Below are 25,142 nucleotides of genomic sequence, written 5' to 3' on the forward strand. Positions count from 1 at the left end.
ATAAACTGACATCAAACACCTCCAGAATCAAAGGATGTAGAGATTTAGATTCGGAGAGGCAGTCTATATAGTCAGTTACATGACCGAAAATATTTCTCAATCACCTAATTATAACATAGTTGACAGTTAAACTTTTTTTAGCCACACATAAGTTAATATTTTTACACAGGAAACAGGGAAAACACTTAAATTGTCAACCCCTGCGATCGCTTAACTTCGTACCCTAGATTAACGTCTAACGGCGAGCGCAATCACAAACTCTCTGATATTTATTTATACCCATCTACTTATAAGCTTTCAGGATACTCAATTTACTATCTCTAGTTGAATGAGATAAACTGTTAAAAAAACTTGGCTATGCACTGCTGAAATACCCTAAATTTGCTAAATCTTAAGGGCATTTTTAGGAGTTATTGATATAAATCATCACCTAAATAAATCCCCAGGATCGTAAATATAATCCTGGGGCATAACCTTCATATCCTTGCCAAGATATTTATAAACCTAAGAGAGGCAAGGGCGGTTAAGACCAAAAATGGTATTCACGCAATTATGGAGCTACGTAAGTATTGACAAGAGTTGTAGCCTGCTTTTTAATGGCATCGGGAAGAGGAGCATATCCCCGAGCTATAGCTATGTTGTTCGGGTTGGTTGTGGCATTTGGTGGTGCTGGAACAGGTGGTACTCCTAAAGCCCAGTTGATGAATCCTTTAATACCAGATGTTACCTTAGCATCTGCGTATTTTCCATAAAATAGCATGTAAGTTGCGGTAACAATGGGATAAGCATTTGCAGCTGTTGGATCAGTGACTACGAGTTTAATCCGCCGAGGACTTGCATCTTGGTCAGTCGCACCGACAAAAGCATTTCCAATTGAAGTTGGTGAGATGGGGTTGTAAGTACCTGCCTTGTTCTGTAAGACAGCAGCTTGCAGACCATTAGCTAACCGCGTAGAATTATCCACATAACCAATTGCACCAGCAGTAGTTTTGATCTTGGTGGCTACACCTTTACTTCCTGAAGCAAATTGAAAATTGGCTGGCCAAACAACTGTATTGGCTGGTAGTGGATTGGGTATACCACCAGCAGGTTGAGCAATACTTATTTGACCAACTCCTCTGTTCCATGTAGCACCAAATACCGCCTTGAGATGACTGCTTAAAGTAAAAGTGTTACCACTATTGTCACTACGACGTACTACAACGATGGGCTTATTTACTGTAATTATTCTGCCGCCGTTATCTGCTTTAATTTTGGCATTATTCCAATTTGTGATGGTGCCGTTAAGAATACCAAGGTAAGTAGCTCGTGAAAGTTTAATTCCACCTACTGGTACATTTAGACCACTGGAGTTGTAAGCTAACGCAATTCCGAAGGTGATCACAGGCACTTGGATGGGGATACCAGTATTGGGACCTGCACTAAGTTTTTCTGTTCCTGTTATGGGGTCATCAGTATTTGCAAAAGAGACTGGACGTAAGATGGTAGCAGTATTAGTAGCTGTTAGTGGTGGTGGGGTTTGAGTGAAAAAAGCTGTTACCCCTACACTACTATTAATCGCATCATATCTGAATGTTACGAGCGGATTAACTGCTCCTGGAGGATTGAGGGTTGTAGGATTTCCAACACCGTAAGTGTTAAACCATGAGGCTTGTGGGGCATAAGGAGAGGTAGTTCCTGTACCCACTAACAAAGTATTTATACTGCCTCCACCTGCACCATTTATGGAGGTTACTCCAGATGGGGCAGGAGTGGTGGAGGTCTGAGCTAGAGATTTCTGAGTAGCAGATTGACCTACTACTAAACCAATTGTGATGGCAAATACAGAAATTGAACTTGCCAAATGGGTCAATTGACGATCGCGATCAAAAGCCATATCAAACTCCTTCAAATTAATTTCCGGTTCAATACCCTATCAAATCAAAATCAAGTGTCAAACTAGCGATTAAAAATAACCTTTTATAAGCACAGTAAACTTGCATAAAAAGCTATTTATTAAACAAAAGTCTGCACAAAACTCTTCAGAATGTAGAGTAAATTAAAGGCAAAGCATTAAATATGTAGAGGGTATTAAACTATTGCTAATATACCCTCTAACATAATTACTTGCTAGTTAAAAACTCTACAATCAATGTAAGTTTGTATAATTAAATCTTCAATGGCTTTAGTAGAAGGAAATGGTTCATAGTACCTATTAACCATGCCTAAATTACCACTTTAAATCTCTCATTCCTTTTCAAAAAGCCATGTTTAATTTTACCTACTTACTTATTTGGCATGGCAAGTTCATCTGAATTATAAAAATTACTTTCTTTAATGTAAATATGCAGCAGTTTGCCACATACTACCGCTAAATGTGAAGTAAAGAAAGTCAGAATCTTACAATCTTTTAGGACTGCTATGGTTAATAGCTAATTAAATTTTCCCAATTAAATTAATATATAATGATAAGGTTAAGTTTAAATTAAGCTTAAATTATAATTAGATTATAGAATAATTGTAAAAGGTTAAATATATTTTGGTAATTTCGAGGTGTTTAAAAGGTGGTTTTTCTGGCAAATTTTATTATTTTTGCAGATAAAAATGAATGTTCTTCACTCAATATAGGACTTACGCATTGACAAATTGTTGGGTAGAATAAAGTCCTTTCATAGGAGCATAACGTCTTGCACCCCTACCGCATGTTGCATGCAAACGATAATCGCTATGAATAAAACCCCAGGATTGTAATATAATCCTGAGAGGATGTTTGAAAAGTCCTCAAGCGTGTGTTTCACTACCCTTGCTACCGAGAAACTGCTAGGAGAGAATCGGAGTTTTGGGATTTGAGATCGCACCCCTGAGTCACACTTGAGGCTCAAGCCAACTTTCTTCAAACAAACTCTGGGGCAGAACTTTCATATTTCTGTCAGTCAACATCTTTGTAGAAAACTGTAAAATAGGGCGTTGCTGATTAAGAGGATGAATTTTGTTTCGCTCACAGGAGCAAAAACAAAGGTTCCAAGCGTTTAACTTTGAAATTTCATACTTGAATTCAGCAACGCCCTTGGTAGCTGTTAAATTCTCTCAACAGAATTAACAGCTATTCTCTGGTAGTCTGCTAGGTTAATTTATAAACCTACGGAACAGAACCATATCCAAGAGATGGAGCTTTAGCTTTTGCAGCTGCAATGAACCCTTTAAAGTCTAAGTCTGAGTAATACAAGAAATAAGTTGCTCCGGAAATGGGATAAGCACCTGCACTCTTGGGATCTGTCAAGTCATCAATTCTAGTCAGCTTAGTACCGTATGTTACAACCTTCCCATCTTTAATAGCCGCTGTAATTGAATCTGGTGAGACAGCAATATACTTACCTGCCTTGTTAAGTAAGAGTGCAGCAGGTAGCTTATTAGTTAAACGGGTAGCATTATCCACATAACCAATTGCACCTTTATTACTTGTGATCGCAGTGGCTACACCTCCGCCACCCATAGCACTAATGAAAGTGCTTGGCCAACTAACAGTTGTACCCACTCCTCTATTCCATACATTAGCTGCTGGAATACCTGGAGTCGCAGCTGGCTTACATGCAGTATTGAGATGACTGCTTAAAATAAAAGTGCTACCACTTGCGTCAGTACGACGTACAACTTTGATGGGTACATTGAGTGCTACTTGGCCACCACCATTATCTAAACTAATGCTCTTATCGTTCCAATTTGTGATGCTACCGTTCAAAATACCACAGTAACTAGCTCGTGAAAGCTTAAGTCCACTTGCTGGTACAGTAAGACCACTAGTGTTAAAAGCTAACGTGATTCCGACACCTACCAGAGGCACTTGGACGTAACCACGACCACCAGTAACTTTTTCTGTTCCTGCTACGGGGTCGTCACTATCTGCAAAAGTGATTGGCTTAGGAGTACCAGCTGGTGGGGTTTGAGCGAAAAAAGCTTTTAACCCTGCGCCACTACCAGTTGCAGTATATGTGAATGTGAAGCTCGATTTTAGAGCTGCAAATAAAGTACTTACAGTACTTGCACCTGCACCATTACCTATAGAGGTCGCAGCTAGAGATATCAGAGTAGCAGATTGACCTGCTACTAAACCAATTGTGATAGCAAATACAGAAACTGAACTTGCCAAATGGGTCAATTGACGATTGCGATAAAAAGCCATGTCAAGCTCCTTCAAATTAATTTCCGGTTCAACACCATATCAAATCCAAATCAAGTGTCAAACTGGCGATTATAAATAACCTTCTATCTATATGCACAAATAATTGGCATTAATTAAAAAGGCTATTAATAAATCCAAAGTTTTCACAAAGCTCTGAAAAATGTAGAGAAATCAAAGGCAAATTTTTCAAGATTTAGAGGGCATTAAGCCATTGCTCATCCACCCTATGACATGATTATTTGCTAGTTAAAAACTCTACATTTGCAAAGTAAGTTTGTATAAATATTCAGTGGCTTTAGGATAAGAGAGCAGTTACTAGGTACTATAAATCATGCCTCAATTACCATTCTCAGTCTCTTATACCCTTTTAAAAAGCCATGTTTAGTTTTACCCACTTACTTATTTTGGATGGCAATTTTATCTGAATTATGAAAATTACTTTCTTGAATGTAAACGCACAGCAGTATACCACAAGCTACTGCTAAGGTGCGAAGTAAAGAAAGTCAGAATTTCACGAATCTTTTAGGACTGCTATAGATATATAGCTGTTAAAATTTGCCAACGAAATCAACAGTAGAATGTTAAGGTTAAGCTCAAGTCATGATCGCATTATGGAATGATTAAAAAAATTAGATATTTTCTGGCTATAATTAAGAGTTGTTTTAAAAGTGGTTTTTGTAACGATTTTTATTATTTATCCAGAGTAAAATCTGAAACTCTCGCTTATATATAGTTTTGTTTATCAAGCTTTTTTTAGACGTTTTAATAAGTATTTAATATAGCTTACTCAGTTGACAAATTAATCAGCGTGTGCATTCACAAAAATACTTGTTTGAGCATCTGATCAATCATCCTTTTATTAGTTGGGTAGGCGTAGCCCAACCCAGGCGTCGCAAAAAAATAGCTGAAAAATCTAGCTATAATACCAGAAATCTATACTGCGCCTTTGGTGTTTGATGTCACCAATTAAGTTAAAGTATCTTTTTTGACAATGAATAAATTTGTAAACATTCGGAATATTTAGGAAAAAGAATAAAGCGTGTTCTATTTCGTGCTACGGACGATAGACTGACAATTAACGCGCTAATCTCCAAAAGTGTTCCCAAAGACCTTTGCAGCTGGGATATTGTAGCCACTGCGTTGCGAACTTGCTCAAAGTCGTAGCAATTTATGTAGTAATTTGTAGTACACTAGGTAAGGATAACACTTCACAAAACGGTAGCTTGGAGGAATAAAATGTTTTCTATAGAACTTATAACTCTGCTCCCAAATATTTCTCGCATTTTTAGCAGATTCCTCAACCACTAATTGAGGCAAAATCGCTGGCATAGAAAAAGTTTAGGAGGACTGTAAGAGTTTTGGTTTAAAGCTAGAAACCTAATTTTTCAAATCACGCATACTTACTTTTAAACCAAAATTAATATTCTCTTAACTTAATTCAATAATAATTGTGTATAATATAAAACTTTACTGGTAATTTTATAATTAACATTAAAAATGAATATTAAATCATGTTAAATTGTAAATAACTGTAAAATTTTAGACACCTAACACTCATAGTAGATTATAGGAAAATTAGCAAATGTCTAGACAAAGTTCTCACGAGAGAAACTTTTTCAAAGCTTTAACTGTTAGTGCGGTCAAAATATCTCATAACTTCAGACTGGGACTGGAATCCGGCCTGATTATTCTGGTTGAGTCTGTACCTTTTTTGATTGCTTGTGCTGTACTTGTAAGCGTTATCACCCTAAAAAGTCCTATCCTGCTCTTTTGTTTACTAGTTGGTAGTTTAATTGTAGTCATCACCCAGCAAATTGGGGAGCAGGTGCATTTACCAAGGCGATCGCTAATATTATTACAAATTTTAGCAGCAGCAATCATTCTGAGTTTATATTGGTTAGACTGTTTTGCAGCCCCTGCACAAGCACAGTTTTTTGGGGAAGCTGAAAAGTTTTTCAAAAAAAACTTAGGTGGTGCAACAACAAATGGTGGTGGTAGCGAGACAGCAATAAGTTTGATATTTAATGTGTTGCGGGCGATTTACTTACTCTATATTGCAATTTCCCTGGTTGGTGTGATTAACGCAGTGCGTAAAGATGAAGATTGGCAAAGCATTGCCAGAACTCCCCTATTAGTCGTTGTTGCTGTTACCATTGCTGATGTACTCACACGCTTTGTAATTGGCTCACAGCCGTAAATAATTCAGATATTTCAAATGTCTCAAGAGCGGGAACAAGAATTTCGTCCAGTCAATCAGGTTCTGGGAAGTCAACCTTCATTAGGGCCAATCCCTGCCGATCAAATTCTTCCTTGGACAGTAATTGCCCTAGCCTCCTACTTTATTATCAATGGAATTTTTGGGGGGATTTTCCAAGAAGAGTTTCAAAAATGGTTGTGGACAATACTAATGACTGGTTGGGGAATAGGAACTTGGTGGATTTTAACTGGTGGTAGGAGTTGGAGTTTTTTAAGTAAATTTATTGGCGTTCCCGCTTGGACAAGAGGCTTTGCTCGTTATCAAAGCTTATTGGAAGTTAACAATGAAGCAAAAAATCGGAAAACAAAGCGTCAGCGTCGCCGGAAATGAAAGTAGATTAACACCATTTGAAGATGCCTTACACTTGGCGACAATGCTACGTGTCGCAATGAATGGACGTGATATTGGCGCTTATCTTTTGACAAAAGGCACCCAAAGAGATCGGTTTTGCTTTGTTTTTGGTTTTGACTGTAAGGGAATTCATCCCACATTAAGACCAGAACAAATTGATACACTTTTTAATAATATTGAAGCCGGATTGAAAGACATCCCTAGCGGTGAAAGAATGACACTGCATTTGGGATCTTTTAGTTCAGACAAGGAGCGCCAAAAAGAATTAGCATCACTAATAAGAAATGCGCCATCACGAGATATCAAATATTTGTTGATGGCGGAAAGAGCTAGAGTCAAAGAACTGACTATTTCTGGTATTCGTAAGCCAAAGTTTTTGCGGATTTATGTCACTTACACCATTGAATCTAACTCGCAACATGCAGATGATTGGATAGAGAAGCTTTTAGTCAAAGCTGAATCTTGGTGGTTGAAATTCAAAGGGGATCTCTCAGAAGTAGAAAACCAACGCATTGAAACCCTGATTACAAATGCTTATAAACAGGGTTTTCTTCGCTGGGAACAAATTTTATCTAACCAAATGGGATTGGATGTCAAGCCTTTAAAAGCTGATGAACTTTGGGAGGAGATATGGAAAAGGTTTAATGACACGCAGCCAATACAGGTTCCCCAGTTGATGACTTTGGATGAACAAGGACTGCACGAGCAAGTGAATTCCGATTTAGCTAGTACTAAATTGCTCGTAGATAATATCCACGGCACAACTTTGCTGATGGAGTCTAGCATACCTTGTGCCGATCGCCGCTGGGTTAATGTTAACAATCGTTATATTGGCGTACTATCATTTCTGGAAAAACCCGGAGGTTGGCCAAATAAATCTTCCCAACTGCGCTATTTATGGGATCTATTGGCCAGAGAAAGAATAGTAGATACAGAGATTTTTTGTGAGTTGACGGCGGCAAATCCAGCAGTGGTGAAAACTACTTTGCAACGAGTGCTGAAACAGTCAAACATGACGACAATCATGGCTCAAGAAAAAAGTAAAACTATTGATGTCAACGCTCAATTAAAGTTGAAGAAATCGGTAGCAGCACAAGAACAATTATTTGAAGGTGCAGTCCCGATTTATACGAGCATCGCTATTTTGGTGCATCGTCCAACTGTCGATAAATTAGATGAGGCAACAAGATATATAGAAAACTGTTTTCAACGTCCAGCAAGACTAATTAGGGAAACTGAGTACGCCTGGAAAATTTGGCTGCAAACTCTACCGATAGTTTGGGAGGGTTTGTTAGCAACACCCTTCAATCGTCGCCAGCTATATTTAACAAGTGAAGTTCCCGGATTAATGCCTTTAGTTTTAACTAAACGGGGTGATAGACAAGGCTTTGAGTTGATTGCTGAAGAAGGCGGAACACCCGTACATTTAGATTTGTTTAATCAACACAAAAATTTAGCTTTGTTTGCCACAACTCGTGCTGGTAAATCGGTGTTGGTATCAGGGATTTTAACTCAGGCTTTGGCGCATGGCATTCCTGTAGTGGCGTTAGATTTCCCCAAACCTGATGGCACATCTACTTTCACTGACTACACAGAGTTTATGGAGGGGAATGGAGCCTATTTTGATATCTCCAAACAATCGAATAACTTATTTGAACAGCCAGACTTACGATCGCTAGAACCAGAACAACAGCGCGATCGCTTTAACGATTATACCGCCTTCCTAGAATCAGCTTTAATGACAATGGTTTTAGGATCATCCACTGAAAGTCAAATTTTATCCCAAACCGTGCGATCGCTGCTCAACTTAGCTTTAGAAGCCTTCTTTGCTGATGAGGGTATAAAACAGCGATATATACAGGCGATGGCGGGGGGATTTGGCACTCAGGCTTGGCTGAAAACCCCTACCTTAAAAGATTTTCTGTATTTCTGTTCAGCAGAACACTTGCAGCTAAGTACTTTAACTGGCAGAGTAGAAGACGCCCTCAGTCAAATTCAGCTACGCTTGCGGTTTTGGCTTTCTAGCCGAGTGGGGCAAGCCATTTCTGCACCATCTAGCTTTCCCACCGATGCTCAACTTTTAGTTTTTGCTCTCAGAAACCTATCAGATAGTGAAGATGCAGCCGTACTATCCTTGAGTGCCTATTCAGCAGCATTACGACGCGCATTAAGTAGTCCAGCTTCCATATTTTTTATCGATGAAGCGCCAATTTTATTTGAATTCGAGCAAATTTCTGACTTAGTTGGCAGAATTTGTGCTAACGGCGCTAAAGCCGGCATTAGAGTCATTTTATCAGGACAAGATCCTGATACTATTGCCAAATCTAAAGCTGCATCTAAGATTTTGCAAAACCTGACAACACGATTGATTGGACGCATTCAGCCAGTTGCAGTTGATAGTTTTGCAGATATCTTAAAATATCCCCGGAACATTATTGCTCGTAATGCCTCAGAAAGCTTTTTTCCCCGGAAAGAAGCAGTTTATAGCCAATGGTTGTTAGATGATAACGGTATTTATACATTCTGTCGTTATTATCCAGGTTACGAACAATTGGCAGCAGTTGCTAATAACCCTTCTGAACAAACTGCACGCAGTAAAATGATGCAACTTCACAGTGATAAATATGAAGCAATTTCTGCATTTGCACGTCAGTTAGTGGCTACTTTACGTAGTAGTTAATTAGGTTATGTAAGTAGTTAACAGTGATTAAAAAAGTTATAAATCATAGTTAAAAAGCTAAATTTTTAACTTATTGCTTAATTTCGTCTACCTTTTTCAGGCACAGATGTATGCGAAAAACTACCATTTTTACTCTGACGTTGCTATCCCTGGCAATCCTACCAGCAATGGCACAAGTTCAACTTGGATCGGGATTAGGCGAGGTTTGGACTAATTTTAAATTATATTCCACAGATATGGGAAAATACTTTCAAAATAATCTGAGCGAAAACTTAAACCCTGTAGAAACACAAAGCCGAAATGCTCTTGATAGTGCCAAGGGAAATACAGAATTGAAGATACCTAACCCCGTCGATGCGGGACAAAAGGTTCGTGATAACATTATCAACGAATCTTATCGTTCACAATCTAATGCAAGCCGCTTTGAAAATAATCCAGCAGTACGGGCAAATTTAGTTAGTAATGAACTCAATCGTTTTATTACTCGTGGAGTAGCGGAAGCTATTCTTGGTAAAGATGGACAAAATCGGACACAGGTAAAGTTAGAAAATACTGAAAACACACTAAAAGAAATTGCCGATCTTAGCGACCAGGCGGATGTAGGGAGCAGAGGATTTATTGAAAATGTTCGCAAGTCCATTCCTTTACTTAATACTAAACCAGTAGCTGCTACTGCTGGAGATATTGCAACTACTGGTGCTATTTCGGCTTTATCAGAATTAATAGGTGCTACTCAATTGCAAAGTATTAAGATTCAACAGGCACAATCACAAATTCTAGGTGAAACATTTGCTCAGACAATACAAACAAATCAGTTTTTACAATATTCTAATTTAAATTTAGCAAATATTTCTCAGCAGGCAGAAGAGGCAAATCGCGCTCGGAGAGTAGATACATCTACAGAAGCGGCGCGGCTTTTACGAGCTACTTCTCAACTAGATTTGTTTGGCCGAAAAGTTGGGAAGTAGGATTTTATGATAAAAAACTCTAATTTTCCATATATTTGTTAAAATCCTTAAGAGCTAGTTTGAAAAGTGCTTGGCTGTGATTTGAGGCATTTATTGCTCCCCTATAACCCCCTTTTTAAGGGGGGAAAGTAACTCTAAGAGCAAGCATTTTAAGGCTTGTCGTTACCCACATCTTTTCAATCACTTGCTTCGTTGCTATCCCGCTTAGGAATAAATTCCAAAGCTAATAGCTAAAGTCCTCTCAAGAGGACTAAATACAATATTTTAAGCGATGTAGATGGCTAGACCTTGTGAAAGCGAAAATTTCAGTCCACTTAAGTGGACTTGAGCTATTAGCCCAAAACTTAAGTTCTGGGCGGGATGTGAGAAAGTGCTACACTTTGACTGTTACAAAAAAAGGTTAGTAATGACAAGCCTTTTTAAAGGGGGAACTGAAATCAAAGTCCCCCAATTTATCGGGGTACTTAGGTGGTTCTAGAATGTTTTGCTACCAATTAAGAGGACTTTTAAAACATCCTCTAAACTTCTTACAAACTAACAAGAGGTCTAAAAAACAGTTTGCTAGGGTGCGTCAGCGACAGCGTAACGCACCGAAAGCATCCTGAATGGTGCGTTAGGAACGTAACGCACCCTACGAAATCTAAAAAAAACAGCCCATCAACTCAAAATGCAACTTGCTATTCAACTAATTTTTGCCCAAGTAGGTGCCCAAGTAGGCATTGATGAGGTTCTCAATAATGGTGCCGCAACTTCTCTAAGTATTGCTGATGGTTGGAATAAACAATGGCTGGATTTATTACAAAATAATACCACTAATAACTTGTATGGAGCGCTGACAAATCTGGGTATTTTTTTTGCGGTAGGAACCCTGTTATTTTTTATGATACAATTCCTCAAAGACTTAATATCCTACGAATATAGTCGTCCAATATCAGCTTTAATCTGGCCTTTTGTGGTGGTGATCCTCTTAAGTAATTCAGGGAAGGGAAGTATCCTTTCTAATCTGACACTGGGAGTCAGGGATTTTTTAAACACTGTGAATCAGCAAGTAGTAGTATCAGCAGATGCGGGTAAAATGTACCAACAAGCACTGAATATGAGTGTTGCTGAAGAAGTAACTGGCTCTTTTTTGCGTCCTTGCCAATCGCTAACTGGCGCTCAACAAAGTCAATGCTTTGTCAGCGCTGCCGAGAAAGTCAACATTCTCTTGCAGAAATATAGAAATACATACGGAAGGAAAATTTGGATAAATAGGCTACAAACTAAGTTAGATAATATTAGATATAACAAAGGCTTTATATCAGAAATCTCATTTAATTCTTTATTAGGCTCTACAGTGCAAACAAGCATCAAAAACTTTTTAATTTCCTTACAATATGCCTTCCAAAATTTGATAGAAGCTACTATGTTACTGATAGCGGTTTTAGGACCAATAGCCGTAGGTGGGTCTTTACTGCCTGTAGCTGGTAAACCAATTTTTGCATGGGTGACCGGATTTTTATCTATTGGAATCGCCAAAATTTCATTCAATATTATTGCTGTGCTGACTGCCGCAGTTATTGTAAATGGGCCAGGCCAAAATGCTAATGCTGATCCAGACTTAATGTGGTTCATAATTTTTCTGGGAATTTTAGCACCAATTTTATCGTTGCTTGTGGCTGCTGCTGGCGGTTTTGCAGTCTTCAGTGCGATCAGCAATACGGCTTCTTTAGTAAAGGAAAGGATATAGGAAATTCAAAATTAAAAATAAAATTTTGGCAAGTGTCGTAATTGCAGAATTATATGCAAATGAGAATTTATATAAAATAGCTGAAATTTTTTTGCATAAGAGGTGAGTAAATGGTGCGTTTACTGGAAAAAAGACAATCAATAGCAAGTGTTTTGACAATTTTTGCGATCGCAACCTTCAGTTTACATATAATAGTTTTACTTTTATTCTTATTTCAAGGGCTAAATATTCGCCAACTCGGTCTGAGAAAACCTCCCAACTTTGTGCAATTAATAGACGGTCAACCAGCAGCTAATATTGATGATTTAGCAAGAGAACCAGAAGCAATTCGCCAATTCATCAGCAAAACGATGATATCAATGTTTACCTGGTCTGGAACCTTACCACCACAAAATATCGAAGAAGTTGCAAACCCCAAACCTGATTTAGGAATTCTTATTCCGACACCTCAAGGTGGTAGCCAAAAAGTTAGTACCAGCAGTTGGATAGCAAGTTTCGCCTTATCCGAAGACTTTCGCAAAGGTTTCTTAAGCACAGTTGCAGAAATGACACCGCCAGAAGTTTTCTCTGAAAATCCCAGCCTTGTTATGACATCGCAATTAGTTATTAAGCGGGTTTATCCGCCAAAACAAATTGCACCAGGAAAGTGGCAAGTGGGTATGGTAGCCGACTTAATTCAAAAAAACCGAGTTGGTGGTGCAAAACTCATCACTCCTTTTAACAAAGATTTCCTTGTACGTGCAGCAGATTATTTCGGTAATCCCCAACCGGACAATAGCACAGACCTGCAAAAAGCAATTTATAGTGTCCGCGCTGATAGATTAGAAATTTATGAAATTCGTAACTTATGTTTGCTAGATGGCAACAACAACCTTAATCAAAATAGATTAACACAATGCGGGGCAGGACAAACATCTGATAGCTTTATCAGACAATAGATTTCTCATTCACTGGCTCATAATTCAATTTATATAATCAATTATTAATGCAAATACTCAAACCAGAAAATAGGAAAAATAACCCATTGCCACTGTTGGCAGTAGGAACATTTGGTTTACATGTATTTACCCTGCTTCTATTAATATTTAACGGGTCAATGTTACAACAGTTAGGTCGGCAACTTACACCTCAAACCTTAGTGCAACTTGTTGATGGTCGCACTATAACTGTAGACCCCCAACCAAATTTAGAGCGAGAGCCAGAGGCTATTCGGCGCTTTGTGGGTGAAACTATGAGCTTAATGCTTACCTGGTCAGATCAACAGCCGCCAACACAAGTCTGGGAAATTACCTCCCAACTGGTAGCTGATAATTTTAAACAAAAACTTAAGTCGGAAATTACCAATTTAAACCCAGATAGCCAATTTGAAAATGTTAATAGAGGAGCAGAGAATGTATTAGTAATCCAAAAAATTTCTCAACCTACAGAAATAGGTAATGGAAAGTGGAAAGTAGAGATGCTTGCTAATCAATTAGTGTTTAGCGGTTATGATAGGTTGGGAAAATCAACTTCCTTTAATAAACAAGTTTTAGTTAGAGCAATAGATGAACCCGCAACTTCCCTACCAAATGCACCACTACCGTCGCATCTTGCAGCTTACCGCCTTGGTGAAGCCAGACTAGAAATTTATAATGTATGTGATATCCAAGATAAAAATTGTTCTGTAAATCCCAACCAAGCTTTACCATGACTAAATACTCAATTCCTGCGGAAACACCTCCTCAAAATGGATTTACTCTAACCACCGATGCTTACCAACAAGATGTAGAATCTTTTGATTGGGAATCTCGGATGTCAAGGTTGGTCGGCTTTGAAGAAGAATCTTCTACCGATACCCAAGGTTCAGAAGACTTTGCAACGCCGCAAGAGTCACTTTCTCAACCACAAGAAGTTCAGACTAAGCAAGCTCTGTCATCTAATCCCTTTGCAAAGTTAGGCTTGGTAGGGGCTGCTACCTTAGCGATGGTTTTGGTGGGTGGTGTGTTTTTGTCCCAGTTGATGGGTGGCAGCAATCAAAAACCAAAAAATATTGTTTCCCCACAAGTGCCTGAGCAGCCAACTAATCAATCTAGCTCACAACAGTTAGCAGGCGAAGTAGATACTCTGAAAACTAAATTAGCTCTGACTGAACAAGCAGAGATGGTGAAAGCCGCCCAACAACAGCTCAGAACTGCCAAATCAACGCCGACAGTAGTCTTAAAAGAACCGTCAGTTTCTTCCAGAGGTACAGAAAGAGTGATCCCAATACCCCCACCACCAACAGCTTACGTACCCCGAACAGTGACAGTTGAGCGCATCGTTAAAGTACCTGCTTCTCAACCTGTGCCATCGCCCCAACTACCAGTTGTGAAGCAAAACACTCAACCTCAGACTGTGGTAAATATAAATCCAGCATCTCCACCAAGCCCATTACAAGAGTGGAGAAGGTTAGCAAAGTTAGGTAGCTATGGTCAAGTAGATGCTACGAATCAATCTAATAACATAGCAGCAGCTCCTGAACCTGCAAACAATCCGCAGCCACAGCAACAAAAGACACCACAACCGGAAACTCCTGCTCCTGAGGTGAGTCAAGCGCAACCTGTGGGACAGAAATCTTTAGCAGTAGGGACTAGTGCTAAAGCTGTGTTAGCAACAGCGATATTTGGGGAAACTACTACTAAGTCAGGCGGTGGTGATGAAGCAGACCAAGGGAAAAACGTATTTGTGATCAAATCGCAAGAAGCACTAAAATCTAAGGATGGTACTACCGTTATACCTGCAAATACCGAGTTCCTAGCTGAAATTAGTTCCATTAACGAACAAGGTCTTATGCAGATGAACGTGACTAAGCTTATCTCGCCAAATAATGGCAACCCTACCGAACAAAGCTTACCCAACAATGCAATTACTCTTCGCGGTGCCCAAGGGAAACCTTTAGTCGCAAATAAATTTCCCAGTCAAAGTTCGTCCATAGCATCGATGGATGCAGGACTATTCGTTTTGGGAGGTCTTGCTAAAGCAGCAGAGTTAGTAAATCTCCCTGATACTCATCTCCAAGCAGTTTCTCCAGTTACCGATGCCAACGGTACCACCAACACCACGACCACTAACAGCGGCTACATTACTACTATCACTGAGCCCAGACGCAACCTTGCCGCTGGAGTTGTGGAAGGTGGTTTGAACTCTGTAGTACCCCAAATTGCCCAACGTAATCAACAAGCGATCGCCCAAATGTCACAACAAACTAATGTTTGGTTTATGAAAGCCGGCACAACTGTTGAATTATACGTTAATCAACCAATTTAGTTTTAGGAGATAAGATTTATACCAATTTTATATTTTGGATTGGGTAATGGTAATTGGTAATTAGTTTTCCTTCCATCTTTCCCATCTCCCCTTATTCTATCTACCAATCTACCCCATTTGCAACCATGAAAAATAATACTAACTTGTCAGGAAATACCTCAAAGAATTATTATTTCCTACCTATAGCTTCCTTAATTTTCTCGGTTGCTATGTTCTTGTTGGTAGGCCGCGCTGGTGCTAATAACGCTGTTCTGCGTTCCATATTTTCCTGTCAAGCACAGGGTTTAGGGGGAGCAATACCTACGATCGACGTTTGGTATCAAGAAGGAACAAACTTAAGCTTTATTCCGGCTGGAGAAGTAATTAAAAAAGTTTGGTTAAACGATCCATCACAGGTAACTATAGACTTTGATGGCCCAGTATGTATGCAGTTTGGTCAAGACTCTAATAGTGGTGGAGGAGATTGTAAAAACTCCTCAGCGAATGTAATTCAACTCAGACGAATTCAAAAACTGAATATTCCTGGGCTTCCTCCCACTAGCAATACACTTTTAACAGTTGTTACCGAAGGACAAGGTAGAAATAGGTTATATACTTTTCGAGTGATATATAAAACAGATAACCCGGAATATCACACTTTAGCAGTTTTTGCCGATCCTTCTGGTCAAGAAGGAGCTTGTGCGAGAGTTTCACAATAAACTTCTAGCAAAAGTACCCGACAGCGAAGACGACTGAAGTTTCCCTCCATAAAAAGCGCTGATGCTTACGTATATCTGCATTGTAGCTTTTCAAGAGCCTTGCTCTAATTCTCTCCTGAGAAAGGAGGGTTAGGGAGCATCTAAGTCTTTCAGCAGTTTTTTCTTTATAGAGTACGGTTAGGATAGGGAGTAGAGAGTGCTGTAGTTCAATCAATTGATAAAACCCCATAACTTAACCATATTGGCTTACTCAGGCATTTTCAGCCGACATCTTTATAAATCTTTAGATCAAAACTAACTACAAATTCCAAATTCGTGTAAATATAAAGAAAAGCTTAAGAGGTTACAGACTCATGGTGAGTGCTAAAATGATGCAACAGCTCTGGGCTGTAATCGAATCTACCCAGGTCAGCACCCTGCTCCAGTTTGACGATGCTGCTTTAGTACAATTGCTCCTCCAACAGTTAAAAGTTAACCAAGGGCTTGATGCTCAGGCAGATAGCACCCTGAATACTTATATAAAATCTAAACTGCCCCTGATTCGCGATACGGCTGAAGGTCGATTATCCTTCGGGCAAGGCGGCAATCATTAGTACGAAAAATCAAATGATTGCTCACTGCCAAGCATACGCTCAGAGTTCAAACAGTGGAATATTATGAATCACTGGCTAGTAATTGCCCTGGTAGCTTATCTAATTGGAGCAGCGATTGAAGGGGTGAGTACAGCCAGTCAGCTATCTCATTCAGTGCCAGAACTAGCTAAAAGTACACAAGCTCATCCTTCAGATTCTGCCACTGGGCGTAGTTCAAGTTGGCGAGTTGTGGTTGCCATCGCCTCAGTAAGTATCTGTGGAGCTTTTTTGTGGCCTTGCCGCCTTTTCCACCGCTTAATTAAAGGCAACGTTAATTCGTAAGTCAGCCCCGGCTGAAGCACGGGGGCAAAAAATATATCTATTTGCGGTTGGACAATTATGCAGTTATGCAGTTTGTTCTGGTGTCGCTACATTTTGCCCAATTTTTGGCTCCGTTCCCGCAAGCAGTCGTTCAATATTAGTGCGATGGCGCAAAATCACATATAATCCACCGGCAATCCCAAACAGAATATAGGGTAACGGTTGATGCAAAAGTATCATGAAAATGGAAACAGCGATCGCACCTGCAATTGAACTCAAAGAGACAATCCGCGATATCGCTACAACCACGGCAAACACACCTGCTGTTGCTAAACCTACCTGCCAACTCATTGCCAACAAAATTCCCAAGCTGATAGCAACAGATTTACCACCAGTAAAGCCTAAAAAAATTGATTTACTATGTCCCAGGATGGCAGCTAACCCAACTAAAGTTACTAACCAGGATTGCCACACTTGTGCATCTACCGTTGGGGGGATAATATTTTGACTGGGTGCAAAATGGAACAACCAGTAAACTAGAGCGATCGCTAATACTCCTTTTAAGGAATCAAGTACTAAAACCAATGCTCCTGGCCCTTTCCCCAAGGTTCTTAGTACATTAGTTGCGCCAGTGGAACCTGAACCAACTTCCCGAATATCAATACCTTTTAACTGCTTCACAGCAATGTAGCCAGTGGGAAAAGAACCCAGCAGGTAAGCTATGACGACAATTGCCCCACATCCAGTTAACCAAATAGCCATAATAAACAATTTAAAATCCAAAATTTAAAAAAGTCAAGAGGTATTACTCTTGACCAATGACTAATGATTAATGACTAATGACTTATGACTTATTTAAAAGTCATCATCATAGTTTCTCACTGTTTTGGGGTCAGGAGCAAAGGCTAACCACAGGGGAAATTGCAGCAGTGACAAACTGATTTGCTCTTCGGAATCATCAATGATAATTAAGGGTAGTTGATTGGCTTTCGTCAATCGGTCTGCTTTTTGAGCCAGAGCATCAGATGCTTCAAATAATACCACACCTCGGTCTGGTCCGAAATCTGGGCGACCGATTCCCAGACAGTCTTGCAAGCCGCGCCGCCATTCACCTAATCGCTCCGGTGTATTAGCTAAGACTAAAGTACGAACGCGATCGCCATACAGCTTGTGTAATATCGAAATTGCGGCTGAGGCAATTAAGATATTCTGCAAACGGCTACCCATTGTCCGCAAACCACCCCGTCCCCCTTGGGTAAAAAACCAGTTGGAGACTCGTTCTGCGTGGATTGGTTCAAAGGTACGGCGTAGTTGCCACGCTGGCCCGTAGTAATCTGGTTTATTGCGGTATTGGTCAATTAGGCGGCGAATTTGCTTTGTAGTATCTTGAAACTGCTGTTGGGCAAATTGGGGTATTCCAGGTTGGGGTTCAACTGGTTTTGCCTCTTTTACAGATGGTTTTTCGCGTTCCACCACACTTGGTGTCAGTTGCAACTGTTCAGCGGCAGCGGCCAAATCCTGTAAACTACCTGTAAGATAGTCTTTAAAACCCTGCACCCGAATTGCCAAGTCTTGGGATGCTCCAGCAAAAGTGGTTCGCATCTCGTTGCGAATACGTTCTTGACGGCGTTCTAGCTGTTCTACAGAAATTTGCAGTGCTTGTTTGCGTTGTTCTAACTGCACCAGCGACTCTTGCACAAGTCGTCCCAGTGAGGTTTGAGTTTCAGTCACTTGTGACTGAAGGTTTTTGTAAGAAGCTTGCAGCTTGGCTATTTCTTCCTTGAGGGCAGCTTCAGCGCTCTGCAACTCTGCTACTCGCTGCTCTGCTTGTGCATATAATGAATGATTTCCTGCTCCTATTTCTGACCCCAGTGCGACATTTTCCGCTTCTAACTGCCCTACAAATTCGCCATTTGAATTTTCTGTTAACTCTACTGTAGAATCTACCACTTCTGCATTGGAGATGAGTGGCTCAAAAGTTGCGTAGTCTTCTGATGAGCTAATGGCTTCTGTTTCTACCACTGACTCAACAGATGAATTTACTGGACGTTCAACTGCATTATTCTGTTCTTGTTTTTCTGCCAACCGCTCATCAATTGGTTCTGGGGTTTGAGATGCCTCTGGGTTCATAAACAATAGTGTAATTCCTATGACGCGAATAAATAGCTTTCAGAAATATTACAATTGACCTGCCTTAAAAGTCCTGAGTCATAAGTTCTCGTTCGCCCTTGGCGTCTCCTCTTAGGAGAAGTTCAGATTGACCACCGAACTTCTGATGACTACGGCGGGCTGCGCCAACGGAGCAAGCCGCCGTTCTTACTTCTCGTGCTCGTTATGAGTCTAGATCAAAACGACTCAGCACAGATGGCACTCAGCACTAAATACGCGGACAGCGTTGTTCTAAGCAAGTTTTCAAGGTGTTGGGGTCAAATAAAATCGGCAAAAAGTGAATACTTTTAATTTCTTTAAAGTAAAACAGGATGGGGACTCCATTCCAAAATATCCGCCAGTTTTGCCATTCCTGATAGGGAAAGCGCCGAATCAATTTTTCGCCTCTGTAAATATCTAAATCGGTGGCAGTAAATTGTAAACGCAGCGTTAACGCCTGAAACATGAGAAACAAACCAAACAGTGTGAAAACAAAGCCTACCCACGGTTGTACCAACAGTAGTGGAATAGCGGTAATTACTAACACTATAGGTATATTGTAACTAGGCTTGAGTTCCACAGTTGATGTGGAGTTAGAAGCAAATGAACTGGTCACAGTCTTAAATCCTGCTTTATTTAGTAGGCATCTTTCCTATTTTATGAGTTAGGAGTTATGAGTTAAAACTCCTAACTCTTAACTCCTAACTCATCAGTTTTATAGGCCTAGGAATGCACTGCCAGTCCCCTGAAACATTAACCAAGAAAGAAAGAAATTGCTAACAAATATAATCAGCAAGGCAGTCACAACAGCAGTTGTGGTTGACTGTCCTACACCTTTGGCTCCTCCTGTTGTCGTCAACCCCCAACTGCAACCAATTACGGCGATTAAAATGCCAAAGCAACACGCCTTAATCATGGCGCTAAAAATATCCCAGATCCCAAGAAAGTTACGGGCTGAGTCTAGAAATACCGTATCAGACAGGTTGTAGATATTTGTCGCAATTATTAATCCCCCTAACATCCCTGTTACCAAAGACAGGAGGGTTAAAATTGGTAGCATTAAACAGCAAGCAAGGACGCGGGGGATAACTAGGTAATCGATTGGATCTGTTCTTAACATCAACATGGCATCGATTTGTTCTGTCACCCGCATGGTACCGATTTCTGCTGCAAAGGCAGAACCGACTCGCCCCGCCAAAACCACTCCTGTCAACACAGGAGCTAGTTCTCGTGTCAACGCTATGGAAAGCACTCCGCCAATAACGTTTCCTGCGCCAAAGTTGATAAATTCCCGCGCCACCTGAATGGTAAACACTGCGCCAACGGAAATAGCCGTCAATAGGGCAATAAATAGGGAATCTGGCCCAACTGCTGCCATTTGTTCCAAGGTGTTGCGCCGATTGATTTTGCCCTTCAATAGGTGAACTAGTACTTGCCCACCTAGAAAAATCGCTGCTAGCAGCCGCTGACTCCATTCTCCTAAACTGGATTTGGATGTAATCTGGTTCAATGTTCTGTAGCTAACTCGGTAACTGCCTTAAGAATAGCGGAAGTCATTGGAAATAGGGAATGGGGAATAGGGAATGGGGACAATGAAAAATTACCTTTTTCCCTTCTGCTCCCCTGCTTCTTCTTTCCCACTCCCTACTCCCCTAAGAAACTGAACATTAACTTAGATTAAAGATGCTCTCAGAAAATGAAGCTGTTATTAAACGTACTACAAAGCAATAAATAGGTACTAACCTTGGCTATAATCTTGAATTTGCAAGGGTTTTGTAGATTTAAGTCATTTTTGATATCATCAGCATGTGCTGTAACTGGTAGCCGTTTCTTTTAATGAAAACTTAAGATTTTTGACAGATTGTCTGCTCACAAGCGATCGCACGTATTGTAGAAAATGACAAACCGCTATCCAGCTATTGTCATCTCTACTCACGGAGTTTGTCCTAAATGACTATTTTCACTAACTTTCTCCGCTCCCTACTACTGACGATTATTTTTAGTTTTGTCGCTCCCATGTTCCTAGTTGGCGGCGGATTGCTCCTTCTATTCCTCATCGGTCACTTCCCTGGCTTACAAGAGTTAACTGAGGCGATCGCTACTCAGATTATGCATTTTCTTGCCACCTTTGGCACTGGAACTCCCCTACGCGGATTATTTGTAATTAGCTTGACCTGTACTTTCGTCGGGGCACTGTTTGACATGTACGTCTATTATCGGTGTCAAATTTTACGAATAGATTCATAAGTAGTGGAAATAGCTTCGTCAGGTTCTCATGGGCTGTACAAGAGAGGAAAAGTAATATTTCCAAAAGTGAAAGTACTACTAGTCTTAACCTAAATAGGGATTAGTATTGCTGAATGAATTTTTATTAATTAAATTGCGTCTCAAAATTATTAATTAAATACTTATTATTCATTATTTATTAGTTATTAATTACTAATGACTAGTACAGCACTGCGTAAATAAGCAGACCATTGAAAAGCCCTAAAGAGCTTATTCCATGATCCTTTTGACTTTTACTTCTCTACGAGAGGCTGCGCCCTAAGCGTAGCTATGCCGCAGGCTTTACGGCTACGCTCAGTACAAGTGACTTTTGACTTCCGCCTTGCGGTACTAATGCTATGCGCGACTGTAGCAAACCCCTTCTCAAAAGGTCATAAAGGTAAAATAGCAAGGGTTTTGGAATTTTGAATTTCGCAAAACAGCTAAAATCGTCTGTACAAAATCATCACGTTGGACGCTAAACTAGAGATTGGCATTTTGTGTTAGCTGCAATCTTTAAGGAATTGATTAGCATTCATTGAGAATATCAAATAAAACTCTCTGCAAAATATAAAAATTTCCTTAAAATCCTGATAAGCACAATGCCTGCTCATGTTTCTTAACAGAGCAAAGCAGGTCGTCTGACCGCTGGGCATCTTATATTGAGGTTATTACGAGGTATGTTGACAGCTCATGATTTGGCCGTTTAAGCCCAAGTTTAGAAAACAAATTGCGCGAATTGAAATTACTGGTGCGATCGCCGGTGCTACTCGCAAACGCGTCCTAGAAGCCCTGAAAACTGTAGAGGAAAAAAAGTTTCCGGCATTATTGCTACGTATCGATAGTCCTGGCGGTACAGTCGGAGATTCTCAAGAAATCTACAGCGCCCTAAAGCGTTTGCGCGAAAAAATTAAAATCGTCGCTAGCTTTGGCAATATTTCGGCTTCTGGAGGAGTCTACATCGGCATGGGAGCCGAACACATCGTAGCAAACCCAGGTACGATTACGGGTAGTATTGGTGTGATTTTGCGTGGGAATAACTTGGAACGCTTGCTAGAAAAAATCGGTGTTTCCTTCATGGTAATTAAGTCTGGCCCTTACAAAGACATTTTGGCTTTTGACCGGGAACTGACTCAACCAGAAGCAAACATCTTGCAAGATTTGATTGACACAAGTTATCAGCAGTTTGTCCAAACGGTAGCTGATGGTCGTTCTTTAGCAGTAGAAACTGTGAAAAGTTTTGCCGATGGTCGGATTTTTACTGGACAGCAAGCCCTAGAGTTGGGTGTTGTAGACCGCTTGGGCACAGAAGAAGATGCCCGCCGCTGGACAGCAGAACTGGTCGGACTTGATCCAGAAAAAACTCTCTGCTATACCCTAGAAGAACGTAAACCCTTATTGAGTCGCCTTCTACCAGGGAGTCGTCAGTTTTCATCAGGAATTGGGGCTGGTATTGATTGGCTGGAATTTGAAATCTCTACCAGTGGTTTACCGTTATGGTTGTATCGACCCTAGTTATGAGTTAGGAGTTATGAGTGAGGAGTTATGAGTTAAAAATCTTAACTTCTCGTTCTTAACTCCTAACTCCTCACTTTTCTGTTTTAAGGAGGATTTTGACGTGGAGTGGCAAATGCGGGCTATTCGCGGAGCAACAACCGTTTCAGAAAATACCGTTGAGGCAATGCGACAGGTGGTGACAGAACTACTAGATGAACTGGAAAACCGGAATCAATTCCAGCCGAGGGACATGATTAGTGTGACTTTCTCAGTCACACGCGATTTAGATGCTATTTTTCCAGCTGCGATCGCCAGAGCGCGTCCTGGTTGGGATAATGTGGCCATGTTGGATGTGCAGCAAATGCACGTCGAAGGCAGCTTACAGCGCTGCATTCGGCTCCTAATCCACGCCTACCTGCCAGCCTCTGCCTCAATTCATCATATTTATTTACGCAACGCTGCTAACTTGCGTCCCGACTGGAGTTTGCCCCAGTCATTACAAACATCACAGCCAGCAGTTAAGTCAAAAGTGTAAAATACTCAGATTAACAAAAGCCTGATGTAATTTGACGCTTTGAGGCTATCTGTAGGCGATCGCGTCTATTATAAAGTGGTATCCACATCTTTTGAATCGTCCTGCTGTTCCTCAATTTCCAAATCCAGAGCAAACATCAAAGCTTGTTTGATTTTGAGTAATGTTTCATCTGGCAGTTCGCCCAGTTTACGCTCCAGTCTTGCAGCAGGAATTGAACCTATACTTTGAACATTAGCCAACAGAGCCTTGTCGTAAAAACCGTAATGCAGGCAGTTCAACTTCGTATGCACTACCCCGATTTTGCGTAGTTACTGGTACATAGACAACTAAAGCGCGGGGCGGTGTAGGGTCATAGCGAGACACAACGACAACAGGGCGCGTCTTGGCTGTAAGTCCTAAATCGGCTAGCCACACTTCACCAGATTTCAGGTTCATCAATCAAATCCAATACTTCTTGTTCAACTACTCTCGAACGAAGAATATCTAGAGCATCCTGATCTGCCAGTTCAATAATCTCTGCAAGGCATTGCCGCACTTGTTGAGCAATGTCAGGTTGCCATTGGCGTAGTTTTGTGTCGAGTTCTTGGACTAAAGCATCCATTTCAAGTTTCTATAACAAGATATTGTATTTGCTTCTATGTTTAAGCTAACTTTGAATAGTGTTTCAATATTAAGCTTCCTCTTGGATACCAGTGTCGCTAGTTAGCTTCTAAAGTGGTCTTTTTCACTCTTGAGTCTCTAAAACCACTATCAAGTTATTCGTTGTATTCGCTTGAAGTTCTTTGGGATGTTCTGTTTGGATAAATTCGTCAAACAGTTTGAAAAACGGCTCTAAGGCAGTGTGTTCATCTTGGGAGAAAAATAGAATAATCTGATCCCAAGTCTGATTGGTAGCCAAATTGAATTTCTGCTAAATCCAAGTTTGAAATTTGGAAAATTGCTGTTCTTGTGATGTTTGAGGGATTCCTATCTGGCGACGGGCAAAGCAGTAACCTGCCAGAAAAGTGCGAAGATTGGATATGGAAGTTCGTCCCAAATACATGGCAGGACGTTTCCGTATATTGTGGATTAGGTCATATAAATCAACCATCTATCTCTCTAGCTGAAAAGTCGGTTTTGGTAATTTGGAAATTGCCGCCTAAATCTTGGGCAGGGCAGTATAGGTTATTGATCCAGTCTACTCTGGAAATGCCTTCAGGGTGGATGTTGTCAAAGATGAGTTTTTGTCCATCAATTTCAACGGCGATCGCTTCATGTCGTCCATTAATGGAAATGTTTTGTCGGAGGCGTTCACGGTAGATTTTCCAAACAGCAAAAGCTACGATCAAAAAGTAGTCTGTGGCTGACAAGCTAACTATATGACATCCACATCACGTGTTGTTCATAGCGATCCCTATATATTGGGGGGAACGCCTGTTTTTGTTGCTACTCGTGTGCCGATAAAAACCTTGCTCGATTATTTAGAAGCAGGTGACTCACTGGATGAATTTCTAGATCACTTTCCCAGTGTCAGCCGTGAGCAAGCAATCGCCGCTCTCGAATTAGCGAAGGAAATGCTAACCGCCTATGCGAATTCTGCTTGATGACTGGAGTTTAGACTAAAAGCGATATGAGAGAACGCAAATCAAAAGGAATTAGAGGTTAAAAATATTATCTTGTCAGCCTTAAAGCATCCTG

Annotated in this window: 27 protein-coding genes; 15 read left to right on the forward strand and 12 right to left on the reverse strand. The window is 40.4% G+C overall.

Features of this window, described 5'->3' with window-relative positions:
* Nucleotides 1–550: 550 nt before the first annotated feature.
* Nucleotides 551–1,876, reverse strand: a complete 1,326-nt coding sequence (locus V7K85_RS03215) for a substrate-binding domain-containing protein (RefSeq protein WP_334811203.1) — start codon at nucleotides 1,874–1,876, stop codon at nucleotides 551–553.
* A 1,242-nt stretch (nucleotides 1,877–3,118) separates the two neighbouring features.
* Nucleotides 3,119–4,159 carry a substrate-binding domain-containing protein gene (locus V7K85_RS03220; RefSeq protein ID WP_334811204.1) on the reverse strand — a complete coding sequence of 347 codons (1,041 nt, stop codon included), beginning with the start codon at nucleotides 4,157–4,159 and terminating at the stop codon, nucleotides 3,119–3,121.
* Nucleotides 4,160–5,741: 1,582 nt separating this feature from the next.
* Between V7K85_RS03220 and V7K85_RS03225 the strand changes: the two genes are divergently transcribed.
* The 11 genes from V7K85_RS03225 (at nucleotide 5,742) to V7K85_RS03275 (ending at nucleotide 17,041) form a co-directional block, all read left to right on the forward strand.
* On the forward strand, nucleotides 5,742–6,356 hold the full coding sequence (locus V7K85_RS03225) for a hypothetical protein (RefSeq protein ID WP_334811205.1): 615 nt from the start codon (nucleotides 5,742–5,744) through the stop codon (nucleotides 6,354–6,356).
* An 18-nt stretch (nucleotides 6,357–6,374) separates the two neighbouring features.
* Complete coding sequence (locus V7K85_RS03230) at nucleotides 6,375–6,746, forward strand: hypothetical protein (RefSeq protein ID WP_334811206.1); 372 nt, start codon at nucleotides 6,375–6,377, stop codon at nucleotides 6,744–6,746.
* Nucleotides 6,700–9,447, forward strand: coding sequence for a hypothetical protein (locus tag V7K85_RS03235; protein ID WP_334811207.1), 2,748 nt, complete (start codon nucleotides 6,700–6,702; stop codon nucleotides 9,445–9,447). The genes V7K85_RS03230 and V7K85_RS03235 overlap by 47 nt, the downstream gene beginning before the upstream one ends.
* Before the next feature lie 110 nt (nucleotides 9,448–9,557).
* Nucleotides 9,558–10,415: a hypothetical protein gene (locus V7K85_RS03240; RefSeq protein ID WP_334811208.1), complete on the forward strand. Its 858-nt coding sequence runs from the start codon at nucleotides 9,558–9,560 to the stop codon at nucleotides 10,413–10,415.
* Between the two features lie 667 nt (nucleotides 10,416–11,082).
* Complete coding sequence (locus tag V7K85_RS03245; protein ID WP_334811209.1) at nucleotides 11,083–12,144, forward strand: hypothetical protein; 1,062 nt, start codon at nucleotides 11,083–11,085, stop codon at nucleotides 12,142–12,144.
* A gap of 110 nt (nucleotides 12,145–12,254) precedes the next feature.
* Complete coding sequence (locus tag V7K85_RS03250) at nucleotides 12,255–13,082, forward strand: hypothetical protein (protein ID WP_334811210.1); 828 nt, start codon at nucleotides 12,255–12,257, stop codon at nucleotides 13,080–13,082.
* 47 nt (nucleotides 13,083–13,129) lie between these two features.
* On the forward strand, nucleotides 13,130–13,834 hold the full coding sequence (locus V7K85_RS03255) for a hypothetical protein (protein ID WP_334811211.1): 705 nt from the start codon (nucleotides 13,130–13,132) through the stop codon (nucleotides 13,832–13,834).
* Nucleotides 13,831–15,429 carry a hypothetical protein gene (locus V7K85_RS03260; RefSeq protein WP_334811212.1) on the forward strand — a complete coding sequence of 533 codons (1,599 nt, stop codon included), beginning with the start codon at nucleotides 13,831–13,833 and terminating at the stop codon, nucleotides 15,427–15,429. Before V7K85_RS03255 ends, V7K85_RS03260 begins: the two co-directional genes overlap by 4 nt.
* A 125-nt stretch (nucleotides 15,430–15,554) precedes the next feature.
* Entirely contained in the window at nucleotides 15,555–16,127 is a 573-nt protein-coding gene (locus V7K85_RS03265) for a hypothetical protein (RefSeq protein WP_334811213.1), read from the forward strand.
* A gap of 353 nt (nucleotides 16,128–16,480) precedes the next feature.
* Complete coding sequence (locus V7K85_RS03270) at nucleotides 16,481–16,720, forward strand: hypothetical protein (RefSeq protein ID WP_334811214.1); 240 nt, start codon at nucleotides 16,481–16,483, stop codon at nucleotides 16,718–16,720.
* Between the two features lie 63 nt (nucleotides 16,721–16,783).
* The gene (locus V7K85_RS03275) at nucleotides 16,784–17,041 is read left to right on the forward strand and encodes a hypothetical protein (protein WP_334811215.1); all 258 of its coding nucleotides are present in this window, start codon (nucleotides 16,784–16,786) and stop codon (nucleotides 17,039–17,041) included.
* A 63-nt stretch (nucleotides 17,042–17,104) separates the two neighbouring features.
* Here V7K85_RS03275 and plsY read toward each other — a convergent pair whose 3' ends face one another.
* From plsY to V7K85_RS03295, 4 genes are all read right to left on the reverse strand, one after another.
* Nucleotides 17,105–17,782, reverse strand: coding sequence for a glycerol-3-phosphate 1-O-acyltransferase PlsY (plsY, locus tag V7K85_RS03280; RefSeq protein ID WP_334811216.1), 678 nt, complete (start codon nucleotides 17,780–17,782; stop codon nucleotides 17,105–17,107).
* Nucleotides 17,783–17,875: 93 nt separating this feature from the next.
* Complete coding sequence (locus V7K85_RS03285) at nucleotides 17,876–19,150, reverse strand: DUF3086 domain-containing protein (RefSeq protein ID WP_334811217.1); 1,275 nt, start codon at nucleotides 19,148–19,150, stop codon at nucleotides 17,876–17,878.
* A 247-nt stretch (nucleotides 19,151–19,397) separates the two neighbouring features.
* Complete coding sequence (locus tag V7K85_RS03290) at nucleotides 19,398–19,784, reverse strand: DUF3119 family protein (protein WP_334811218.1); 387 nt, start codon at nucleotides 19,782–19,784, stop codon at nucleotides 19,398–19,400.
* A gap of 99 nt (nucleotides 19,785–19,883) precedes the next feature.
* Nucleotides 19,884–20,678 carry an MlaE family lipid ABC transporter permease subunit gene (locus V7K85_RS03295; RefSeq protein ID WP_334811219.1) on the reverse strand — a complete coding sequence of 265 codons (795 nt, stop codon included), beginning with the start codon at nucleotides 20,676–20,678 and terminating at the stop codon, nucleotides 19,884–19,886.
* Nucleotides 20,679–21,118: 440 nt separating this feature from the next.
* On the opposite strand from V7K85_RS03295, the gene V7K85_RS03300 reads away from it, so the two are divergent.
* The 3 genes from V7K85_RS03300 to aroH all read left to right on the forward strand — a co-directional run bounded on the left by V7K85_RS03300 (nucleotide 21,119) and on the right by aroH (nucleotide 23,465).
* Entirely contained in the window at nucleotides 21,119–21,415 is a 297-nt protein-coding gene (locus tag V7K85_RS03300) for a hypothetical protein (RefSeq protein ID WP_334811220.1), read from the forward strand.
* Nucleotides 21,416–22,126: 711 nt separating this feature from the next.
* Complete coding sequence (sppA, locus tag V7K85_RS03305) at nucleotides 22,127–22,948, forward strand: signal peptide peptidase SppA (RefSeq protein ID WP_334811222.1); 822 nt, start codon at nucleotides 22,127–22,129, stop codon at nucleotides 22,946–22,948.
* Nucleotides 22,949–23,051: 103 nt separating this feature from the next.
* Nucleotides 23,052–23,465, forward strand: a complete 414-nt coding sequence (aroH, locus tag V7K85_RS03310; RefSeq protein WP_334811223.1) for a chorismate mutase — start codon at nucleotides 23,052–23,054, stop codon at nucleotides 23,463–23,465.
* Between the two features lie 68 nt (nucleotides 23,466–23,533).
* Here aroH and V7K85_RS03315 read toward each other — a convergent pair whose 3' ends face one another.
* The 6 genes from V7K85_RS03315 to V7K85_RS03340 form a co-directional block, all read right to left on the reverse strand.
* Nucleotides 23,534–23,704 carry a type II toxin-antitoxin system PemK/MazF family toxin gene (locus V7K85_RS03315; protein WP_334811224.1) on the reverse strand — a complete coding sequence of 57 codons (171 nt, stop codon included), beginning with the start codon at nucleotides 23,702–23,704 and terminating at the stop codon, nucleotides 23,534–23,536.
* A complete protein-coding gene (locus V7K85_RS03320) occupies nucleotides 23,697–23,900 on the reverse strand; it encodes a type II toxin-antitoxin system PemK/MazF family toxin (protein WP_334811225.1) in 204 nt (67 codons plus the stop codon). Before V7K85_RS03320 ends, V7K85_RS03315 begins: the two co-directional genes overlap by 8 nt.
* A complete protein-coding gene (locus V7K85_RS03325) occupies nucleotides 23,881–24,066 on the reverse strand; it encodes a hypothetical protein (protein ID WP_334811226.1) in 186 nt (61 codons plus the stop codon). The genes V7K85_RS03320 and V7K85_RS03325 overlap by 20 nt, the downstream gene beginning before the upstream one ends.
* A 123-nt stretch (nucleotides 24,067–24,189) precedes the next feature.
* On the reverse strand, nucleotides 24,190–24,363 hold the full coding sequence (locus V7K85_RS03330; protein ID WP_334811227.1) for a hypothetical protein: 174 nt from the start codon (nucleotides 24,361–24,363) through the stop codon (nucleotides 24,190–24,192).
* Between the two features lie 12 nt (nucleotides 24,364–24,375).
* Entirely contained in the window at nucleotides 24,376–24,555 is a 180-nt protein-coding gene (locus V7K85_RS03335; RefSeq protein ID WP_334811228.1) for a hypothetical protein, read from the reverse strand.
* On the reverse strand, nucleotides 24,548–24,814 hold the full coding sequence (locus V7K85_RS03340; RefSeq protein WP_334811229.1) for a papain fold toxin domain-containing protein: 267 nt from the start codon (nucleotides 24,812–24,814) through the stop codon (nucleotides 24,548–24,550). Before V7K85_RS03340 ends, V7K85_RS03335 begins: the two co-directional genes overlap by 8 nt.
* Nucleotides 24,815–24,823: 9 nt before the next feature.
* Here V7K85_RS03340 and V7K85_RS03345 point away from each other — a divergent pair, with 9 nt between their 5' ends.
* Complete coding sequence (locus V7K85_RS03345; RefSeq protein WP_334811231.1) at nucleotides 24,824–25,048, forward strand: DUF433 domain-containing protein; 225 nt, start codon at nucleotides 24,824–24,826, stop codon at nucleotides 25,046–25,048.
* Nucleotides 25,049–25,142 lie beyond the last annotated feature (94 nt).

Source organism: Nostoc sp. (genome assembly GCF_036917615.1).
Classification (GTDB): domain Bacteria; phylum Cyanobacteriota; class Cyanobacteriia; order Cyanobacteriales; family Nostocaceae; genus Nostoc.

Excerpts from the sequence above, each read along its gene's own strand:
- V7K85_RS03220 (WP_334811204.1), bottom strand. The coding sequence starts at position 4,159 with ATGGCTTTTTATCGCAATCGTCAATTGACCCATTTGGCAAGTTCAGTT.
- V7K85_RS03225 (WP_334811205.1), top strand. The coding sequence starts at position 5,742 with ATGTCTAGACAAAGTTCTCACGAGAGAAACTTTTTCAAAGCTTTAACT.
- sppA (WP_334811222.1), top strand. The coding sequence starts at position 22,127 with ATGATTTGGCCGTTTAAGCCCAAGTTTAGAAAACAAATTGCGCGAATT.
- V7K85_RS03275 (WP_334811215.1), top strand. The coding sequence starts at position 16,784 with ATGAATCACTGGCTAGTAATTGCCCTGGTAGCTTATCTAATTGGAGCA.
- plsY (WP_334811216.1), bottom strand. The coding sequence starts at position 17,782 with ATGGCTATTTGGTTAACTGGATGTGGGGCAATTGTCGTCATAGCTTAC.
- V7K85_RS03215 (WP_334811203.1), bottom strand. The coding sequence starts at position 1,876 with ATGGCTTTTGATCGCGATCGTCAATTGACCCATTTGGCAAGTTCAATT.
- V7K85_RS03265 (WP_334811213.1), top strand. The coding sequence starts at position 15,555 with ATGAAAAATAATACTAACTTGTCAGGAAATACCTCAAAGAATTATTAT.
- V7K85_RS03325 (WP_334811226.1), bottom strand. The coding sequence starts at position 24,066 with ATGGATGCTTTAGTCCAAGAACTCGACACAAAACTACGCCAATGGCAA.
- V7K85_RS03320 (WP_334811225.1), bottom strand. The coding sequence starts at position 23,900 with ATGAACCTGAAATCTGGTGAAGTGTGGCTAGCCGATTTAGGACTTACA.
- V7K85_RS03335 (WP_334811228.1), bottom strand. The coding sequence starts at position 24,555 with ATGGTTGATTTATATGACCTAATCCACAATATACGGAAACGTCCTGCC.
- V7K85_RS03235 (WP_334811207.1), top strand. The coding sequence starts at position 6,700 with ATGAAGCAAAAAATCGGAAAACAAAGCGTCAGCGTCGCCGGAAATGAA.
- V7K85_RS03250 (WP_334811210.1), top strand. The coding sequence starts at position 12,255 with ATGGTGCGTTTACTGGAAAAAAGACAATCAATAGCAAGTGTTTTGACA.
- V7K85_RS03345 (WP_334811231.1), top strand. The coding sequence starts at position 24,824 with ATGACATCCACATCACGTGTTGTTCATAGCGATCCCTATATATTGGGG.
- V7K85_RS03285 (WP_334811217.1), bottom strand. The coding sequence starts at position 19,150 with ATGAACCCAGAGGCATCTCAAACCCCAGAACCAATTGATGAGCGGTTG.
- V7K85_RS03260 (WP_334811212.1), top strand. The coding sequence starts at position 13,831 with ATGACTAAATACTCAATTCCTGCGGAAACACCTCCTCAAAATGGATTT.
- V7K85_RS03240 (WP_334811208.1), top strand. The coding sequence starts at position 9,558 with ATGCGAAAAACTACCATTTTTACTCTGACGTTGCTATCCCTGGCAATC.
- V7K85_RS03230 (WP_334811206.1), top strand. The coding sequence starts at position 6,375 with ATGTCTCAAGAGCGGGAACAAGAATTTCGTCCAGTCAATCAGGTTCTG.
- V7K85_RS03245 (WP_334811209.1), top strand. The coding sequence starts at position 11,083 with ATGCAACTTGCTATTCAACTAATTTTTGCCCAAGTAGGTGCCCAAGTA.
- V7K85_RS03300 (WP_334811220.1), top strand. The coding sequence starts at position 21,119 with ATGACTATTTTCACTAACTTTCTCCGCTCCCTACTACTGACGATTATT.
- V7K85_RS03270 (WP_334811214.1), top strand. The coding sequence starts at position 16,481 with ATGGTGAGTGCTAAAATGATGCAACAGCTCTGGGCTGTAATCGAATCT.
- V7K85_RS03255 (WP_334811211.1), top strand. The coding sequence starts at position 13,130 with ATGCAAATACTCAAACCAGAAAATAGGAAAAATAACCCATTGCCACTG.